This window comes from Chitinophaga sp. RCC_12 (assembly GCF_041360695.1).
GTDB lineage: Bacteria > Bacteroidota > Bacteroidia > Chitinophagales > Chitinophagaceae > Chitinophaga.
In genome coordinates this window covers 242,535-262,478 of record NZ_JBFUPS010000012.1, presented here as the reverse complement: position 1 = coordinate 262,478, position 19,944 = coordinate 242,535, and the positions used below count along the sequence as shown (strand labels likewise).

Sequence of the window (19,944 nt, the reverse complement as noted above, 5' to 3'; positions counted from 1 at the left end):
TATGCGAAAGCTATTGCCCATAGCCGGCATCCTGTTGATGACAAGCCTGTTGTTATCTTCCTGTAAAAAAGATTATTATATCGACAGCGGTACTGCGGATCCGCATTATAAAGGAACTATTTATGAGTACCTGGTTCAGAACCCGGACCTCTTTGACACCGTGGCATATGTGGTGGAAAAAGCCGGGCTCAAAGAAATGTTGCAGAACGATTCTGTTACCTTCTTCACACCAACAGATCAAAGTATTGTGGATGCTATTGATGACCTGAACGAGTACCGTTACCGGATGGTAGAAGACAGCGTGAAACTGGCTGATATTCCCGCTAAGGTATGGAAGAAATTCCTGGGAATGTACATGCTCAAAGGGAAGTATACGGCTAATAAGTTTGCACGTATTGACCCAGTGAATGTATACGCTTACCCGGGAATTAATTACGTAATGAACAGTGGCTATATCCTCAACATCGGGTTAATTTACCAGAACTATAATGGTGTGGAAGCGGTAGGCGCGCGTGTGCTGTTGCTCACAGACATTACCTATGATCCGGTGACTTTTGCCAATAACCAGAAAGTGCAGGTGATGACCTCCGACATTCAGCCAACAAACGGTGTATTGCATGTGCTGAACTTCCGGCACAACTTTGGTTTCCGGCCGGGAGAATTTGTCAGGATAGCAGAACAGGAACTGCAGAATCAATAACTCATTAATGCATTCAGTATGAAAAAATATACGTATTTAATAGTGCTCCTGGCAGTGTTAGGCGCCTGTACAAAAGATAAGATCAGCTCCAAGGGGGATGATCCTTATAAAGAACAGGTGCAGCCGGCGATCTATATCAATAAAGACGGTATCACTCCCACCAGTGCACACATAGGAGAGGAAGTGCTGATCAGCGGGAAAGGATTCCTGAAGAACAAAGATAAACTGGCCATTCTTTTTAATGGCATAAGTGCGCCCATCCTGGCGCTTACAGATACTACCGTGCGCGTAAAGGTGCCTGCACAGGCAGCTACCGGTAATGTGGCTGCACAGGTGGACCAGGAGTATTTCTTCGGGCCCTTCTTCCGGGTGATAGGTGTTTTCCAGATGGATACCCTTTTCCCCAGTAAAGTCGCCGCCAATGGCGGTATCTCGGATATTATACCTGTGGAAGATGGAAAATATCTAATAGTCGGTGATTTTACAGACTTCGATAACTCCGGTAAGGAAGGAAAGCTTAACCGCGTGGCCAGGATTAATCATGATGGTAAAGTAGACGGCTCTTTTGGCCCGGACAAGAAAAATGGTACCAATACCTTTGTGGCCACCGCCGCTGCACTTCCTGGCGCCGACCGCAAATACCTGGTGGCAGGAGCATTTAATAACTATGAAGGCGTAAACTTCGTCAACAGTATCGCCCTGCTGAACAACAACGGCTCCCTGGCAGCAGATAAAATCTTTAGTCCCAGCAACAAGGAAATCACCGTGTCTTCCCTGAAAGGCGGTATTTCCGGACAGGTGGCCAATATGCATGTGCAGGCGGATGGTAAGATCCTGCTCACCGGCTTCTTCCGGTTTTATGTACAACCTAACTACAACCTGGTGGGCGCTGCCGGTCAGGATTCCGTACATCTCGATTCGGTACAGATCAACGGATTGGTTCGCTTAATGCCCGACGGAAGCCTGGATAGCACCTACAACTACGACCTGGCGAAGCACATGGGTAAAGAGGGGCCCAATGGTTATATCAACCGCTCTATCCTCCTGCCCGATGGAAAACTGTTGATAGCAGGTACTTTCACCAAATACAACGGACAATCCGTGAACCGCATTGCCAGGTTAAACCCCGATGGTTCTATTGATCCCTCCTTTTCAGCAGGCGCCGGTCCCGATCAGAATATCCTGAACATGACCCGCCAGCCGGATGGAAAGCTGATCATTGTAGGCCGCTTCAATACTTTCGGCGGACTAAAACTGGCTAATGTAGCCCGTATCAATGAAAACGGGGTGGTAGATCCCACGTTTAACGTGGGTGTGGGGTCCAATGGTTACCTGTTCAATGCGCATGTAATGCCCGGAGGAGAAGTAATCGTGAGCGGTATCTTCACGGAGTTCAGCGGATTGGTGCGCAATAATATGATTGTGCTCACCGACAAAGGCGCTGTTCATCCTTCTTATAACACTATTGGCGGCGTAACACTCGACCAGAACGCCAACAGTGGCGGCATTACACAGATCCTGCCGCAGGTGGGAGAGAAGTCGCTGCTGGTAGTAGGCACCTTTACAAAGTTTGATTACCGTGATGCCAATAGGTTTGTACGGATTACTTACCCGTGATCACCTGAAAGCAGCGTACCTTTGAGGCATGTATGTTTTACCGGAGATTATAAAAAGTATTTCGTCACAACATGATCATCATAAAGAACTGAATCTTTTTTATGGCGGAAAAAGCGCTGCACTGGCGTGGACGCCTTATACCAGGTTCCTGCTGGCCACCTATCCGCGTGAAATTTTGCAATTGAACGCGGATGGGTTGACAGCAGGGCTGGTTAATTATCTCACCACCCAGGCCCAGCTTACTTTTTGTGCCGCCAACCAGTATATGAATGTTTCCGGCGTTGCCGGGGAGTCCTTAAAGGCCGTATATGTTACTTTAATGGAAGATATTGTTACCCGCCTTAAAAGAAAACAAACCAATTTCGATGACCTGGAACAGCTGCATGGACAACGCTTAACAAAGTGGTTGCTACACACCAATCCGTTTGTAAAAGAATTGAACAGTGAGCAGGAACCTCATGTTAAACAGGTAGTGTGTGCAGAATATACGCCCGCCACGCAACTGTCTGTGTTGCGGTTAAACCCCGCTACTATCAAAGGTCCTGTACTGGATATCGGTTGCGGGCAACATGCCTACCTGGTAAGATACCTGCGTAAACAGGGCATCAAAGCATATGGAATAGACCGGTTCATTGAACAGCCGGAAAGTTATCTCGGCTCTGCCGATTGGCTGGAATACCGCCTGGAGCCCAACAGCTGGGGCACCATCATCTCCAATCTTTCTTTCTCCAATCATTTCCTGCATCATCACCAGCGCAGCAACAGCGCTTATATGAGCTACGCAAAAAAATACATGGAAATACTGGCATCGCTGCAAACCGGTGGTAGTTACCATTATGCGCCGGCCTTACCTATGATCGAGTCTTATTTACCTGCTGCACAGTATGTGATCAGTCATGATAAAGTAGGCGATCACTTCAGTAGCACGGTGATCACCAGAAGATAGTTATCCGTACCTTCACCGCTATGGTATACAGTCCGGAACAGGCAGCAGCGGTCATTACACAAACTCAGAACTGGGTCAGGGAACTTGTGATCGGTTGTAACTTCTGTCCTTTTGCCAACAGGGAAGTGAAGAAGAACAGCATCCGGTACCAGGTGAGCGGCGCCGTATCGCTGCAGGCGGCCAGTGATGAGCTGTTGCAGGAGTGTTTGCTGCTGGATAGCGAACCGGCAATATCTACTACGTTGTTAATTTTTCCTGCCGGCTTCCCCGTGTTCCGTGATTATCTCGACCTGGTGTCGGTAGTGGAAAAAATGATCTATAAAAAGAAGTACACCGGTATCTACCAGCTGGCGAGTTTTCATCCGCTGTACCAGTTTGCCGGCACGGATCTGCAGGATGCGGCCAATTATACCAACCGGTCCATCTATCCCATGCTGCATTTATTACGGGAAGCAGAAATAGAGAAAGCATTGCAGCAATATCCCCACCCGGAAAACATCCCCGAACGCAATATCAGCTTTGCCCGTGAAAAGGGCACTGCGTATATGAAAATGCTGCGGGATAGTTGTTTATAGCCCTGACTTGGTAGAGTTTCTTATAATCAGTGAAGAAGGAATCACCTGTTGCTGCTCCTGCAGCGGGAAGCTGCTGCTTTTGAGCGCTTTGAACAATACGGTGGCGGCGGCGTGCCCCATGTCGAAGGCGGGTTGTGAAACAGTGGTGAGCGATGGCTGCAGGAAGCGTGCAGTGCTCAGGTTGGAGAAGCCGATCACCTGTACATCGCCGGGAATAGTGAGAGATAGCTCCTCACAGGCCTGGTATACCGCCGTAGCCAGTTTTTCGGTAGTGGCAATCAGGCCATCGTAATGATTTTGCTGTAATGCTGTTTGCAGCAGTTGCTGGGTAGCGGCAGGATCATTGGAGCAATAGAGAATACTGTTGTCCGTAAGCGGAAGCTGATGATCGGCCAGCGCCTGCCGGAAACCATCTGCCCGCCTGTTGCTGATAGAGAGCTGCCGTGAAGCTGATAAAAGGCCCATATTACGGCATCCGCCGGCGATCAGGTGCGCGGTGGCGTTATAAGCGGCATTGGCGTCATCTGTGGTGATCCTGGCGGCTGTTACTTCTTCACAAACCCTGTCGAAAAATACGACGGGTATTTCTTTCACCAGCTGCGCCAATCCATGCGCTTTCGAGGATGTTTCCGTAGTAACAGAAATAAGTACCCCATCTACCCGTCCGCTCTGGAAATCTTTCAAAATAGCCTCTTCTTTCCCAAAACTTTCATGCGTAAGATAAATGAGTACGTGGTAGCCTTTCTCCTGTGCCACAGATTCGATACCATTAATGGCTTCTGCAAAGAAGCTGTCGGCCACCTCGGGAATTACTACCGCAATGGTATGACTCGACTTTTTCCGTAAACTGCTGGCATATGGATTGGGTACATAATTCAGCTCTGCGGCGAGCGCCAGCACCCGCTGCTTTGTTTCTTCGCTTATTTCATGACTGTTACTCAGCGCTTTTGAAATGGTGGCAGTAGATAACTGCAACCTTTCCGCAAGCATCCTGATGGTGACGTTTTCCATATAATGGCCGTGTTACTTAATCGGTTAAGTAAATAAAGTTATTCTATTATGCGGAAGATTTTTAAAAAGATCGCATATTTAGAGCAGGATATTTTTCTGCATTTCCACGAACTTTTAAAATCTGATATTATGGATAACGTTAACGGGCAGCCAAATCCTGCACCACTTACTTCACTGGATCAATGGGAAGATGATTTACTTGAGCGATATCCAGATCCCGCCAATATCAACAAAGAAAAAAGCACTGCTGAATTCCGGAATTATGAAGTGCCTCCACGCGATACGGTGCGGGAGTTTTACCGGTTAAATCATACTTACCAGTCTTATGCATTTGTAAGAGAAAAAGAAAAGGAATTTCTTTCTTTCAATAAAAGAGAAATGTCGGTATGGGATGCCTTCGATTTTCTTAACCAGCTGGTAGATGATTCCGATCCGGATACAGACCTGGATCAGTTCCAGCACCTGCTGCAAACATCGGAAGCCATCCGTGCTGATGGTCACCCGGACTGGATGGTGCTCACCGGCCTGTTTCACGACATGGGCAAAGTATTATGCTTGTTCGGCGAACCGCAATGGGCAGTGGTAGGGGATACTTTCCCTGTTGGCTGCGCCTTCTCCGATAAAATCGTTTTCCCTGAATTCTTCAAAAATAATCCGGATATCAATAACCCGGATTATAACACCAAGTACGGTGTATATGAACCTAACTGCGGTTTGGAAAATGTACACCTGAGCTGGGGACACGACGAATATATTTACCAGATCATGAAAAATCATTTGCCGGAACCGGCTCTGTACATGCTGCGTTATCACTCCTTTTATCCGCAGCACAGGGAACATGCTTACGGTCACCTGATGAATGCCCATGATGTGGAAATGTTTAAATGGGTGGATCTGTTTAATCCGTACGACCTGTACTCCAAGAGTCCAACTCCACCAGATTGGAAAGTATTAAGACCATATTACGAAGATCTGGTTGCCAAGTACTTACCATCCACCTTAAAGTTTTGAACAGTGATATTATGGATTACCGGTGCAGATGCAACTTTCTGATGTGTCGCCGGTAATCCTTTTTTTTACAAGCCGGAAAGTGTTAAATTATATCCAGGTATTTCCACCCACGTTAAAAAAACTGCTGATCAACCGCTCCACTTATGAGTAATCAACTTGTCTTCAAAGACTACCTGGTATTTGCGTTGTATTTTGTGATTGTTGCTACCTACGGATATTGGATTTATAAAAGAAAGAAGAAAGGCGCTGTTAGCGCTTCCAAGAATTTTTTCCTTGCAGAAGGATCTCTCACCTGGTGGGCCATCGGGGCCTCCATTATCGCTTCCAATATTTCAGCGGAACAGTTTATCGGTATGAGCGGGGATGGCTTTTTTGTGGGCATTGCAGTATCCGTGTATGAATGGGTGGGCGCCGCTGCGCTGATCATTGTGGCGGTATTCCTGATGCCGGTGTATATCAAAAATAAGATCTACACCATGCCACAGTTTCTGAAAACGCGCTACAATGAAACGGTAGCGTTGATTATGTCTGTATTCTGGTTGTTTTTATATGTATTTGTTAACCTCACTTCTATTTTGTATCTGGGCGCTCTCGCTATCAACGGACTACTAGGGGGCGCCTATTTTCATGAAGTGATGGTGGCTTTGGCTATCTTCTCCGTGGTGATTACCCTGGGTGGTATGAAAGTAATTGGCTACACCGATGTAATACAGGTGGGTGTGCTGATCATCGGCGGACTGGCCACTACCTGGATGGCATTGACCGTGGTGAGCGAAAAATTCGGCATGGGAAAAGATGTACTGGCCGGCTTTAACATCCTGATACAGGAGGCGCCCGATCATTTCCATATGATGCTGAAGAAGCCCGCTGTTGGCGCGCCACAGGATTACGTGAACAAATACCTGATCCTGCCGGGCTTTGGTATGTACATCGCCGGACAGTGGATTAGCAACCTTAACTACTGGGGGTGTAACCAGTACATCACCCAACGCGCGCTGGGCGCAGATCTGCAAACAGCCCGCACCGGTATTCTATTTGCCGGCCTGCTTAAAATACTGATGCCGGTAATTGTAATGCTGCCGGGTATTGTAGCGTATGTGCTGTACCAGCACGGACACCTGCCTCAACTGGAAGGAGGACAAAAAGATGGCGCCTATGCTGCGATTTTAACCCTGCTGCCGGCTGGTTTGAAAGGTCTCGCTATTGCCGCGCTTACCGCTGCTATCGTAGCTTCGCTGGCGGGTAAGTCCAACAGTATTTCAACCATTTTTACTTTAGATGTTTATAAGAAATATATCAACACCAAAGCAGATGAAAAGCAGCTGGTATGGACCGGCCGGCTCACTATTGTAGCCGCTATCGTGATAGGGGTGTTATTTACCTGGAACGATGTGCTGGATATCGGCGGCGCCGGCGGTTATACTTTTGTACAAAAGTATTCCAGCTTTATCAGCCCCGGTGTATTTGCTACTTTTATCCTCGGCATGTTCTGGAAAAGAACCAGTGGCGCAGCTGCCATAGCGGGTATTATCACCGGTTTTGCGGCCTCCCTGTTCTTTAACCAGGTAGCCGTAAAAATCTTTGGTCCTGAAACGGTGTTATATTCCGCCTTCCACAATGCCAAGGGCGAATACGAAATACCTTTCTTTATCAGCCTGGGATGGTCTTTCCTTACCACGGTGCTGGTTATGGTGGCTATCAGCCTGGCGGGACCGAAGGTGAGTGCCAAAGCTTTTGAACTGGATTATGAGATGTTTAAGCTGAAGCCTTCTTCCGTGATTTTAATTGTAACGATATTATTGTTGCTGTCGGTTATTTATGTGAGGTTTTGGTAATATACTTTGCTGTTTGCTTGTTATTATTTAATTAAACGACTGCCTGTACTCCAATGGCGTCACTTTCATCTTATTTTTAAACAGCTTGCTGAACGACTGCGGGTGTTCAAAGCCCAGTTCGTATGCAATTTCACTGACCGATAAGCCGGTGGTAGATAGCTTCTCTTTGGCCTTCTCCATTAGTTTGTCCTGGATGTGTTGTTGAGTGCTTTGCCCTGTCAGTATTTTAAGCAATGCACTTAAATAACCAGGCGATATATTAAGTGCGCCGGCAATGTATTGAACGGTGGGTAAGCCTTTTGAAGCCAGGGAATCACTATTGAACCACTCCGTAAGAATGCTTTCCATACGATCGAGGATAGTATGGTTGGTTATTTTCCTGGTTATAAACTGGCGATGATAGAACCTTTCTGCATAGGTTAGCAATAGCTCCAGTTGGGCTATCATTACATCCTGACTGAATTTGTCAATGCTGTTATGATATTCCTGTTCCATATTCTGCACAATGCCGGTAATCGTTACTTCTTCTTTTTCTGACATGTGCAGGGCCTCATTCACTGAATAGTCAAAGTATTCGTATTGCTTTATCTTTTTCGCCAGTGGCGTATTCCAGAGAAAATCGGGATGGATAAGTATAATCCATCCCGAATGTTGAAAATCTTCCTGCGTTTCAATGGAATACACTTGTCCGGGAGCAACAAAGAAAAGTATTCCCCCGTCGAAGTCGTATTCCTGCTGGCCGTATTTCATCCTGGTATTCACGGCCCTTTTCAGCGCAATAGAATAGAAATCCTGTACCTGGCTTTTGGGCTCGTCGTCCCGTATGCGTTTAATCGTTTCAAAATTAATCACGCTGATTAGCGGATGCTGGGGCCTGGGCAAATTCCGGAGCTGGTGAAATTCGCTGATCGTTTTTATCTTACGAGGTTGCATGTTCGCCATTGTTATTTTTTGAAAGCCGCCGCAAATTCTTTTGCAAAATCTTCCAGTTTTACTTTTCCCATCACCGCAGGTTTATGCAGATAGTAATCCTCTGCTAACGCACCGTTATGAATGCCCGCATACATTTCCAGGAGTCCCGTTGCCAGCACTGCGGGTACGCCATGTGATTCCATGCTGCTTCGCATTTCCTCATTGGTGATAACCGACCACTTTAAATCCGGCTTCCCGATGGCAGCGCCGAGAACGGAGGCAATTTCGCTGGCAGTTCGTTCGTCGCTTGCTACATAACGCACTTTATGGCCGGCAGCAGCGGGTGTTTCCAGTTCATCGGCAATGGCAGCAGCAATATCGATTGGCGATACCAATTGAATCATGTCATCACCACCATAACTGGCCGTCATCACGCCCGCGCTTTTGATCATTGCTATAAAACTAAATAAATTGTAGTAGAAATAGGTAGGCCGCATATGCGTAATGGCGATGCCGGGCAATCCGTTCAGCGCTACCTCTGCCTTATGGGCGCCAAGAATAATGCCGGTGCCTTTATCCAGGTGGGCGCCATAACTGCTGAGTAAGATGACCCGCTTCACCCCCGACCGTTGAATCGCCTTTGCGTAGTTGCCGGCAATCCGGCTGTAGTAAGTTAACCGGTCGGGTTCAGAGAGGCCGGGTGGTATCATGCAATACACGGCGTCTGCACCGGTAAATGTAGCCGACAGGAAATCCGCATCTTCCAATGTGCCGATGGCGGCGGTAGCCCCCAATGCTTCAATGTCTTTTTGCCTTTCCGGGCTGCTGCTGATTACCACCACGGTATGGCCTTTTTGTACTAACTCCGTTGCCAGCGGTTGACTGATATTCCCTAAAGAACCTGTAACAATGATTTTCATTTTGCTGTTTTTTTGATGCTACGAAGTTCCGTAGCATCAAAGAAACAGCTGTAGCCGGATCTGCTATTGTTGTAGTCAAATCGAAGGCTATATCTTCACCACCACTTTTCCCAATGTCTTCCCCGTCGCCACCTGCTCATGCGCTTTGGCAATTTCCTCAAAAGCATACACATGTGCTATTTCAGAGTGCACGGCGCTCTGTTCCAGCAAGGCTGCAATGGATTTGATATCATCACCGCTGGAAACTACGGACACGCGGTGTATATACACGTTTTTAGCCGCTGCTTTTTGTTTTTGCTCATCGGTGAAAAATGCGAGTATGCTGATCAGGCGGCCACCATCTTTTACAGCTGCCAGGGAGCGGTCGAGGTGACCTGGGGTGCCGAGAGAATCCAGTACGATATCAGCATCGGTTACTACTTCCTCAAATTGCCGGCTGTTATAATCGATGTGCTCATCTGCACCAAAACGGAGCACAGCCTCTTTTTTAGCGGCGGAAGACGTCCCGATCACATAAGCCCCAAAATGTTTGGCAATTTGCACCGCGTAGTGTCCCACACCGCCTGCGGCTGCATGGATCAGCACTTTATCGCCCTTTTTTATTTTGCCATAAGTTACTAGTGCCTGCCATGCAGTAAGGGCCGCCAGGGAAGCAGCAGCAGCGGCTTCGTAGGAGGTATTGGCCGGTTTCAGCGCCAGGTGGCTTTCCGGGGCGGCCACGTATTCCGCATAGGCTTTACCATGACCGGTAAAGTTCACCATGCCAAATACAGCATCACCTGGTTTAAACTGCTTCACATTTTTGCCTACTGCGGTTACTTCTCCCGCAATATCCCACCCGATGATAATATCCTCGCCCTCCTGTGGTTGCAGGTATCCTTTCAGCGCGCCCTCATTGGCTCTTACAAACACATCTACCGGGTTGATGCCTGCTGCATGGTTGCGCACCAGTACTTCATTATCGTTAATAACGGGAACAGGAAGATCCCTGATTTCCAGGTTTTCTGTACCGCCTACCTGCTTTAATACGATTGCTTTCATATCCTTAATTTTGTTTTTTTTGTGATTTGATGAGTCAAAATTCCAATAAATTTGCAGGTATACCCTTGTACGAATCAGGGTACATTTTGTACAATCATAGGTTATGGAAGTAATTAATCTTTTTAAGCCGTTTGACATCATATACATTGAGGAAGATGTATGCCCGATGGGCCAGCATCGCAATAATTTCTTTGAACTGGTATATATCCTGAAGGGTACCGGCACCTTCCACAACAACCAGCATGCTTTTCCCTATGAGGCGGAGAACCTGTTCCTGCTTATGCCGCAGGATGTACAGTATACCCGCATAAAAAGCCGGACCGGCTTCCTGTTCATCCGTTTTAACGGTATCTACCTGGAAGCGCAGCGTACGGGCAATACCCATAGTAACCTGGGCGACTGGGCAAAGAAACTGGAATTTATCTTCCATAATAATTACCATTTCCCCGGCTGTATTTTACATAATACGGAAGACAAACCAATTGTACGGGCGCTTGTTAACGCGCTGATGCTGGAATACCCGCGCGAGCAATCCCTGCGCAACGAAGTGGTGCAGCAGCTGGTAAATACCATTATCACCATCGTGGCACGTAATGTATCGTTGCTTACGCCGGAAATAGCGGCGGTAAACAGCGAAGCTTCCAACGATATCATCGGTTATATCCACCAGAATATTTACTACCCGGAAAACCTGCGTACAGAAAAACTGGCGGCGCGGTTTAACATCTCCCCAAATTATATCAGTGAATATGTGAAGAAGTTAACGGGAGAAAGCATCCAGCGGTATGTGACCAATTATAAGCTGAAGCTGGTAGAAACCCGCCTGCAATACAGCGATATGCGGATGAGCGAAATTGTGGATGAACTGGGCTTTACAGACGAAAGCCATCTGAACAGGACGTTCAAGAAATACACCGGTATTAACCCTACGGACTACCGGAAAAAAATGTGGGCAGAGCGAAATTACCAACCAGGACTGAGCGGCTGATAACTTCCCTGGCTTTACATGGCCATCAATACCGCCACATAATGGCAAATAGCCGCTGCCAGCACCAGCAAGTGCCACACGGCATGTGTATAAGTGTATTTATCCCAGATATAGAAAATAACCCCTATCGTGTATAAACCGCCGCCAATGGCCAGCATAATGATCACCGGCAGGGGAAGGTTATCGAAAAAGCGGCGGCCGCCAAATACCATGATCCAGCCCATCAACAGGTAAATAATGGTGGATACAATATCATATTTTCCCGTAAACCAGGTTTTAAATAAGACGCCTACCAGGGTAAGTCCCCATAAAATCGACAATAGCGTGATCCCAAAGGCATTATTCATATACACCAGCAGGAAAGGCGTATAGGTACCTGCTATTAAAAAGTAAATACTGATATGGTCAAATATCAGGAACAGCTTTTTTACGGCCAACTCCTGCGATAAATGATAAATAGTGGAGTTCGTAAACAACAATATAAAACAGAAGGTATAAATACAGGCGCCTACAATGCCCGGCGTATTATTATGCGTGGCGGCAATACCTGCCAGCATGGGCAAGGCACTTACCCCAAAAATAACGCCCACTCCATGTATCAGCCCGTTCACGATTTCCTGTTTACGGCTATACCCCTTTTCGTTCATTATAACTGCCATTCCTTCCTTTTTTCAAGGCAAAAGTAAGGTAATATTATACGCGAATTTTGTCTTGGCTCAGGATTACGCTGATTATACTGATTAACTGGATTTTGTTTTTTTGGATTTTTTTATGATTTGGGGAGATATAAGTGGGTTTTTATAAAATGATTTGGGGAGACATAAGCGGATATATTCGCCTATGTCTCCCCGAATCATAAAAAAAATCTATACAAACTATTACATCCGCTTACATCTCCCAAAATCATAAAAAAATCCAAAATGATCAATCCCCAAAATCAGTATAATCAGCGTAATCCTGAGCCAAGACAAAATCCGCGGCATTAGTAAATCGGCTTCAACCCCTTCGCCTTCCAGTAGTCGATAATCGGTTGGTAGGGGCCGAATTTGTGTTGTGCTACGGAGAAGGTGTCCGCAAAAGGACCGTGATCGTAGTCAATTGCTTTTTCCGCGATATGCGGGTAGTCAAAGCTTTTGGGATTGGGCCTGCTATGGATCTTGTCGTTGTTTACAAATGCGGCGATGTCCATTGCTTCTTTGTCGGAGAGGAATGGCTTGCCCGGTGTTACCTTATCGTAAGGCATATTGTTTTTCAGCCATTCCGCCTGTTTGATTACACGATGCATACTGGAGCCGGGTTGATAGGCGGTGTTGCCCCACAGCGGCGGATATACGTAGGTGCTTTTATCTGCAGTCCATTGTCCTTCCCCATTTTGACCATGACAGCGCGCGCAGTTAGTTTGATAAAGTACCTGACCGTTTTCAGGGTTGGCGGCGATATCCGGAAAGGTGACATGCAGATTTTTAGCGCCTTTGAAAGGTTTGTTTTTTGGAACAAAAGTGCTGATCCATTTAAAATAGGAAAGAAATGCCACCATCTCTTTGCTGTCCAGCGGCAGCGGTTTGCCGTTGTGCGGACGCATGACGCAGTTGTTCACCCTTTCCGCCAGCGTAAGTACCTTGCCTTCCCGGCCGCGGTATTGCGGGTAGTTATCGTGCGATGACATCAGGTTGAAGGAAAAAGCTTTGGTGCCCGCATCCTGGTGACAATTAGTACAATTCATTTTATTGCCAAGATACTTGCCGGCACTGCCATCAGGCCCGATATAACGGGCCGTATTGAGCATCAGTTCCCGGCCGTATTTCACGGACTCGCCGAATTGATCATTTGGTATCAGGGTGATGTCGATGTTGATGTATGTTTCTTTTTCAGGCAAGGTGGCTGCGGTTGCTTTTGTTTCTCCTGTTACCTGCGATCCACAGGAAGATATGATGGCTATTATCCCCCAGCAACCGATCACACCAATCACAATTAAGCTTCTCATGATATTTTTTTTAGTGCACAATGATTGTTAATAGCCTGGCTGAACAATATAAGGCGCCAGTCTCTCCGCCGGGATAAAAGAGGCCCGGTAAGACGACATGCCTGTCCTCAGCAGCCAGAGGTATCTTCCGTCGAAGTTGGTTAGTATAACGGTATTCCTTTTCGTAGCGCATTGCAGCAGGGTAGTGTCGCCCACTAAATAGCTGCTTCCCATTCTCTCATTATAATTTTCCCGCGGCAGTTGGGTATTGATACGAAGCTGCGCCTTTTTTCCGTTTTCATCCAGTTTAAAGGAAAGCGTTCTCGATGTTTTTTTGCTCACGCCATTGTCGAAGAACATCAGTTCACCATGCTCGTTGATATGCAGTCCATGCGCCTGGTCAAACAGGGCCGTGGCTGGCAGGTTAAAGTCGCCGTTTTTTCCGAATGTCCAGAGACGCTTACCAGTGCGGGCATCTATCTTCCATATCTGCCCGTTATTATAAAAAGAGATGAGGTAGTTACCATCTTTATCAAATGCGATGCAGTTGGCGTGCATCCAGTCTTGTTTTTCTTTTAAGATGTTTTTATCGTCCAGTGGATTCAGTGCATCAAACACGGTCCATTTCCACACCTGTTTGCCTTGCCGGTTCAGCACCAGGATGCCATCGCCTTTTACTGTATCCTGTTTGCCGCCGCCTTTACTGCTCAGGTCACAGATTCTTTCTTCCACGCAAAGCGTTACAAACTCATTGTTGGGGTTCAACAGTATTTCATGGTGAATGGTTTGTTTGAAATCCTGTTGTCCTTTTTTGAGATTGGCCAGCGTATCGCCGGAAACAGAAAGTTCCAGGATCTGGTCGCCGTAGCTGGTTTCATAACCGGGACCGCCCAGCAGGGTGAGGAACGTGTTGTTGTCTGTAAACCTGGCTACTTTAAAACCGGTGCCGCTTACCTGGTGGTACCAGGTAACATTTCCTTTTGCATTGAGCAGGAAAAGCACACCGGGATCTTCCCGGCGGGTAAGCATTACATAGCCTTTCCTGAAGGTTGCCGGTAATACGGAACTGTCGGGGCATACCACGCTGAACATATCTTTCATCCATACCGGGAAACCGGAAGTGTTGAAAGTATAAACTTTGCTGGGATAAAGATCTTTGCCATGACCGGTTAAGATACGGTACTCGTAGGCTTTTTCCGGCAGCAGGTTGGTGAGCACAATAGTATGACTGATCCGGTGCGCCGACAATGGCGTGGTAGTGCGTTGTTGTTCCTGTCCTTTTGGCCAGTATTCTACCGCTGCGTCTACCGTGTCGGTACACAGGATATCTGTTTTTACCTTGATGGCATTTTGTCCCTGCGGGTTGAGCGTAATGGAAACAATATCGTTGCCGCCACTATTCATACAACCGGGTGCAAACAGCAACAACGCTGCTGCCATTGATAACAATGGCAGCAGGCGTTGTATTTTATTCAATTTAATCATTTGCAGTATTGAATAATTCAGAAAGATAGCAAGCCATTATTGACGGCGGCCACTGTTGCTGAGATTTTTGTTAAGATCTGTTTGCGCCTGTGGATAAGAAAAATATTTATCCCTTGCCAGGTTGATAGTCGGTGTTTTTCCTACCGCGGTCAGGTAAGTGTTTACCACGCTTTCGTATTTACCCATACGGATCAGATCCTGCCTGCGTTTACATTCAAAGAAGAATTCCCATCCGCGTTCCTGCAAGATAGCATTACGCAGGGTTTCTTTAGTGAAGGTACCGGCAGCGCCCAGGTTGGTAGCATGCGAGCGGTCTTTTACCTGGTTGATCAACGTGATGGATTCGCTGTTTGGACCATTCAGTTCATTCAGCGCCTCCGCTCTGCACAGCAGGATGTCTGCATAGCGGAGTATCGGGAATACGTGCCCATCGTAATAAGTGGTAGAGCCGTTAGGATCGGCAAATTTGGTAGTAGCTACGTCTGGCATGTAGTAGTAACCATCCGGTGGATTGGTTTGTCCCGGAGGCGCCTGCATGTAATGTAAGCCATCGGTGCCAATATAATCGGAATAGAACATCTTTTTACGGTCGTCGTTAGCCGCAAAAGTATTCCAGAAATACCAGGTTAAAGCGAAATACTGCCACCGGTCTGTTACCTGCGGGTTGTTGATAGGGCCGAAGTGGTTCATGATTTCCACGGCATCTACCAATGGATCGGCGAGGGCGCTGAAAATACTTTCCTGGCACCACTTGTTTTTCTCTGCAAATAGTCCTGCATAGGTTGGATACAGTCCGTAGCCCAGCTTCATGATTTCGGTAGTGAGGTCCAGTGCCTTCTGCCATTCATGTTCACGCATATACAGTTTACACAGTAAAGACATGGCGGCGCCTTTGGTGGCACGTCCAATATCGTTGGTGCTGTAGATAGGGTTGCTTAAATAGTTGACAGGAAGATGGGTGGCCGCAAATTCCAGGTCGCTGATGATCATTTTATTGATCTCTGCTACCGGTGTGGTTGGCAATGCTGCCTCATAATCCGGTGCTTCAATATTTTTGGCTACGGTTTCTTCTGTTACCACCGGCACCGGCCCGAAAGCATCTGTCAGATCTACATATCCCAATGCGCGCAGGAAACGGAGTTCCGCGGTGAACTGGTCTTTCTGTGCATCTGTGATGCTGGTCATTTTAGGAATATAGTATAAAGAGATGTTGGCATCTGCTACCAGTTTGTACTGGTGCTGCCAGGCAAAGGCAAGATAGGTATTGACAGGGGCCCACTGGCAATCAGACATCAGGCCTACATCTCCGCCGGAGCTGGCGTGCCCTACATCAGTGGTCAGATCTGAAATGGTAACCTGGAAGCCTGCATAATACATCCATGCATCCGATCTGCCGCTGGGTTGTTTGAGCCTTGAATAAACGCCGTTCACTGCAGCTTTTGCATCGCTCAGAGAGAGGAAGGCATTCATATCGGTGAGGTAACTGTATACTTTAGGTTCCACCTCTTTTTTGCACGAACTGGCGCCGAGCAGCAAGGTGGCTAATGCGATATATGCGTATTTCATTTGTTCCGGAATTTACAGGTTAAAAATTCAATTTAAGACCCGCGGTAAAGGTGCGGTACGCAGGGAAAGCAGTATAGTCCAATCCTGATGAAAGGTTGGCGTTGCTGCCGCTGCTATTGAGATTGCTGTTTACCTCAGGGTCCGATCCTGTATATTTAGTAATGGTGAATAAGTTTTGTACAGAGCCATATACTTTAATGCCTCTCAGGCTTTTCAGAAAAGTTTTGGCCACCGGGATATTATAACCGAGCATCAGCATTTTACAGCGCAGGTAAGAGGCGCTTTCCACAAAGCGGGAGTTCATCATACCGCCGTAAGCAATCGCGTATCCATCTCTCGGAATATCGGTGTTTTCGTTGTTGGTAGTCCACCTGTTCAGTGCCGCTTTACCCGGACCGGATTCCAGTACAAGACCGGTTCCGTTATACAGGCTGTAATCCAGTGCGCCCTGCAGGAAAATGTTCAGTTCAAAACCTTTATAGGCAAAGTTGTTATTGATACCATAGATATAGTGCGGGTTGGCATGACCAAGATACGTGCGGTCGTTGGCATCAATAACGCCGTCCGGTTTTCCGCCGGGACCACTGATATCCTTGAATTTAGGATCGCCTGCTTTTGAATTCGGTTGTGCGGGATGTGCCTCACCGGTTTTTATCACGCCATCATAAACATAACCATAAAAAGTACTCAGCTCCCTTCCAGGTTCCAGTTTGGTAAAGTCCATACCACGACCGCCATACAGGTTAGCCGTTTGTGTAATGATATAAGGACGGCCGCCCAGGTCCAGGCAGTTTTGTTTGTTGTAGGCAATGTTCACCGTAGTATTCCAGGTGAATGCATGATTGATGATATTCTCTGTAGTAACGGATAATTCAACGCCCTTATTTTCAATGCTGCCGGCATTCACGGTTTGTACCGCAAAACCATTCCAGTCGCCGATAGGCATATCGAAGATCAGCCTGTTGGTTTTTTTGCGATAGTAATCAATGGTAGCGGAAATGCGGTTGTTGAAAAAGCCCATGTCTATTCCAAGATCCAGCTGAGCTGTGCTTTCCCATTGCAGGTCTGCATTTGCTAAACGGGTGGCAACAATTCCTCCGTAGCTGTCGCTGCCTTGTCCAAGCGATACGTTGGTAGGTCCGAATGTAGGCATGTAAATATAATCACCGATCCTGTCGTTACCGGTAACGCCATAACCACCTCTTACTTTCAGGTTGGAAAAAATGTTCAGGTCTTTAATGAATTCTTCTTCACCTGCTCTCCAGGCAAGGGAACCGGAAGGGAAGATCCCAAAACGGGTGTTGCCACCAAACCGGGATGATCCATCCCGGCGCACCGTGAAGGTAGCGAGGTATTTATCTTTCAGGGAATAGTTGATCCTTCCATAGGCAGAAGCCATCTTGGATGGAATCAGGTTGCTGGTACTGGATAACCGCTCTGTACCTGCTTCCAGGTTCTTGTACAGAAATGCGTCTGTACTGAATTTCTGCACCAGCGAATAATGTTTTTCGGTTTTATCAGACTGGTAAGATACCCCTGCTACAACATTGAAGGAGTGGATGGTATTAAACACTTTCCTGTAAGTGAAATAAGCTTCCACCAGGTTTCGCGTAACAGCGATGTCATTTAAGCTGGCTTTACCCTGTACTTTTTCACCGTCTACCAGGTCGCGTGGAAGATAGGTGCCTTCTTTGGTAGTCGTATACTCGCTACCGCCGTTCACACGGAAGTTAAGGCCGTCCAGGATCTGGTAATCAGCATATACGTTAATATTTACCTTGTTTTCAAACCGGTCGTTGGTAGGCGCCATTAACCACGCCAGCGGGTTATCCCTTCCCTTGAAGCGGGCATAAGAGCCGTCTTCATTGTACACCGGGATAGCCGGAGAAGCGGTGATTACGCCATACATCACGTTAGAGGGTACAATGTTTCCATCGTAGGTTTTAAAATTGGTATAAGCATGTGAGGCGTATACGCTGGCTCCTGTTTTAAATCGTGCTGCGAATTGCTTATCGTAGTTGAGTCTTACAGAATACCTTTCAAAAGAAGTATTTTTTAATGCACCATCCTGTTTGAAGTAGCTGCCGGATAAGGCCACCCTGTCTTCTGCGGTGCCGCCGCTTACGCTCAGGTTGTGGCTTTGCACCATTCCGGGGCGTGTGGTTAATTTAAACCAGTCGTTGTCCCGGCCACTGGCCAGGTCGGCAGCGGTATAAAAGGCAGGTTGTCCTTTTTCAATTGCTTTTGCATTGGTGACCTGCATATTTTCCAGGCCATTCATTTTATCGTATTCCTTGATGATCCTTTGCGTACCGTAGTAGCCATCATATTGAATAGCTGCTCTGCCGCTTTTACCTCTTTTGGTGGTGATCATTACCACGCCGTTGGCGCCGCGCGCGCCATAAATAGCGGTGGAAGAGGCATCCTTCAGGATCTGTATATCATCGATATCATTCGGGTTGATGTCTTTCCCGGTTTCAGAAGGGAAACCATCTACCACGTACAATGGTTCGTTGGTGGATTTGATGGAGTTGCCGCCGCGGATGCGCACAATGGTTTGTCCGCCTGGCGCCGCGTTCGACTGGCTCACCTGCACCCCTGCGGCCCGGCCCTGGATGGCCTGCGCAGCGTTGCTGGTTACACCGCCGAGGTTCATCTGGTCGCTGGATATGGAGCTGATAGAACCGGTGAGGTCTTTCTTTTTGGTGGTACCATAACCCACTACCACTACGTCGGTGAGGTTAGATACTTCTTCAGAAAGCGTTACTTTAAAGCTGGTGTTTTTGCCATCAAACTTCACGGACCAGGTTTTAAAACCCACCATAGAAATTTCCAGTGTTTCCCCGGGGTTGGCGTTGATCTTAAAGCTGCCGTCGGTGTTGGTAACGGTACCCAGTTTGGTGCCTTTTACCATAACAGTGGCACCGGGTAAAGGCTGTCCTTTATCGGTGGTTACCACGCCATGTACTTCAATAGGTGGCGGCGGCGTAGTAGCCGGCTGTATCACCGGTTTTGTTTTTACAATGATAGCACCTCCTTCGATACTGTAGGTGAGCGGCTGATTACGCATAAAAATATTCAGCGCATCACTTACAGGCATATTGTTCACCGTGATATTGGCCCTGCCGCTTTTTTCCAGCAAGGCTTCATCGGCCAGGATATTGAGGCCGGTTTGTTTATTGATCTCCCGGAAGACCTCTTTGGCGGTAGCGTTTTTCAGTGATAAACTTACTACCTGGTTCTGGCTTCTGGCTGCGCTCACCTGTGCCGTGGTGGCGAAACATAGCAGGGCCAGGAACTGACTGACCTTTAGATGTTTGGTTGGACGCCGGTTGTTTTTACACCGGGAACTGGCAATAGTACGTAATTGCATA

General features: G+C 47.3%; 16 protein-coding genes. 7 read left to right on the top strand and 9 right to left on the bottom strand.

What is annotated here, in order from left to right:
- The first annotated feature begins 1 nt into the window (after window position 1).
- The 4 genes from AB6805_RS28515 to AB6805_RS28500 are packed head-to-tail and all read left to right on the top strand — an operon-like array spanning window position 2 to window position 3,838.
- Window positions 2–700 carry a fasciclin domain-containing protein gene (locus AB6805_RS28515; protein ID WP_370912835.1) on the top strand — a complete coding sequence of 233 codons (699 nt, stop codon included), beginning with the start codon at window positions 2–4 and terminating at the stop codon, window positions 698–700.
- 18 nt (window positions 701–718) lie between these two features.
- Window positions 719–2,317 carry an IPT/TIG domain-containing protein gene (locus AB6805_RS28510; protein ID WP_370912834.1) on the top strand — a complete coding sequence of 533 codons (1,599 nt, stop codon included), beginning with the start codon at window positions 719–721 and terminating at the stop codon, window positions 2,315–2,317.
- 28 nt (window positions 2,318–2,345) lie between these two features.
- Complete coding sequence (locus AB6805_RS28505) at window positions 2,346–3,263, top strand: hypothetical protein (protein ID WP_370912833.1); 918 nt, start codon at window positions 2,346–2,348, stop codon at window positions 3,261–3,263.
- 20 nt (window positions 3,264–3,283) lie between these two features.
- Window positions 3,284–3,838 carry a DUF1415 domain-containing protein gene (locus AB6805_RS28500; RefSeq protein WP_370912832.1) on the top strand — a complete coding sequence of 185 codons (555 nt, stop codon included), beginning with the start codon at window positions 3,284–3,286 and terminating at the stop codon, window positions 3,836–3,838.
- On the opposite strand, the gene AB6805_RS28495 is transcribed toward AB6805_RS28500, so the two are convergent.
- Window positions 3,833–4,849: a LacI family DNA-binding transcriptional regulator gene (locus AB6805_RS28495; RefSeq protein WP_370912831.1), complete on the bottom strand. Its 1,017-nt coding sequence runs from the start codon at window positions 4,847–4,849 to the stop codon at window positions 3,833–3,835. The two genes, AB6805_RS28500 and AB6805_RS28495, sit on opposite strands and share 6 nt — an antisense overlap.
- Before the next feature lie 129 nt (window positions 4,850–4,978).
- Between AB6805_RS28495 and AB6805_RS28490 the strand changes: the two genes are divergently transcribed.
- Window positions 4,979–5,860, top strand: coding sequence for an inositol oxygenase family protein (locus tag AB6805_RS28490; protein WP_370912830.1), 882 nt, complete (start codon window positions 4,979–4,981; stop codon window positions 5,858–5,860).
- Window positions 5,861–6,003: 143 nt separating this feature from the next.
- Window positions 6,004–7,695, top strand: a complete 1,692-nt coding sequence (locus AB6805_RS28485; RefSeq protein ID WP_370912829.1) for a sodium/solute symporter — start codon at window positions 6,004–6,006, stop codon at window positions 7,693–7,695.
- A 27-nt stretch (window positions 7,696–7,722) separates the two neighbouring features.
- On the opposite strand, the gene AB6805_RS28480 is transcribed toward AB6805_RS28485, so the two are convergent.
- The 3 genes from AB6805_RS28480 to AB6805_RS28470 form a co-directional block, all read right to left on the bottom strand.
- Complete coding sequence (locus tag AB6805_RS28480; protein ID WP_370912828.1) at window positions 7,723–8,637, bottom strand: helix-turn-helix domain-containing protein; 915 nt, start codon at window positions 8,635–8,637, stop codon at window positions 7,723–7,725.
- 2 nt (window positions 8,638–8,639) lie between these two features.
- On the bottom strand, window positions 8,640–9,527 hold the full coding sequence (locus tag AB6805_RS28475) for an NAD(P)H-binding protein (RefSeq protein WP_370912827.1): 888 nt from the start codon (window positions 9,525–9,527) through the stop codon (window positions 8,640–8,642).
- A gap of 87 nt (window positions 9,528–9,614) precedes the next feature.
- The gene (locus AB6805_RS28470; RefSeq protein WP_370912826.1) at window positions 9,615–10,568 is read right to left on the bottom strand and encodes an NADP-dependent oxidoreductase; all 954 of its coding nucleotides are present in this window, start codon (window positions 10,566–10,568) and stop codon (window positions 9,615–9,617) included.
- 103 nt (window positions 10,569–10,671) lie between these two features.
- On the opposite strand from AB6805_RS28470, the gene AB6805_RS28465 reads away from it, so the two are divergent.
- Window positions 10,672–11,556: an AraC family transcriptional regulator gene (locus AB6805_RS28465; RefSeq protein ID WP_370912825.1), complete on the top strand. Its 885-nt coding sequence runs from the start codon at window positions 10,672–10,674 to the stop codon at window positions 11,554–11,556.
- 14 nt (window positions 11,557–11,570) lie between these two features.
- Here the strand turns inward: AB6805_RS28465 and AB6805_RS28460 are convergent, their stop codons facing one another.
- The 5 genes from AB6805_RS28460 to AB6805_RS28440 form a co-directional block, all read right to left on the bottom strand.
- Window positions 11,571–12,215 (bottom strand): hemolysin III family protein, encoded by a 645-nt coding sequence (locus AB6805_RS28460; RefSeq protein ID WP_370912824.1) that lies wholly within the window; start codon window positions 12,213–12,215, stop codon window positions 11,571–11,573.
- A 323-nt stretch (window positions 12,216–12,538) separates the two neighbouring features.
- Entirely contained in the window at window positions 12,539–13,540 is a 1,002-nt protein-coding gene (locus tag AB6805_RS28455; RefSeq protein WP_370912823.1) for a c-type cytochrome, read from the bottom strand.
- Window positions 13,541–13,567: 27 nt separating this feature from the next.
- Complete coding sequence (locus AB6805_RS28450) at window positions 13,568–15,004, bottom strand: aryl-sulfate sulfotransferase (protein ID WP_370912822.1); 1,437 nt, start codon at window positions 15,002–15,004, stop codon at window positions 13,568–13,570.
- A 36-nt stretch (window positions 15,005–15,040) separates the two neighbouring features.
- Window positions 15,041–16,570: a RagB/SusD family nutrient uptake outer membrane protein gene (locus AB6805_RS28445; RefSeq protein ID WP_370912821.1), complete on the bottom strand. Its 1,530-nt coding sequence runs from the start codon at window positions 16,568–16,570 to the stop codon at window positions 15,041–15,043.
- Window positions 16,571–16,589: 19 nt separating this feature from the next.
- The gene (locus tag AB6805_RS28440) at window positions 16,590–19,943 is read right to left on the bottom strand and encodes a TonB-dependent receptor (protein ID WP_370912820.1); all 3,354 of its coding nucleotides are present in this window, start codon (window positions 19,941–19,943) and stop codon (window positions 16,590–16,592) included.
- Window position 19,944: the final 1 nt, after the last annotated feature.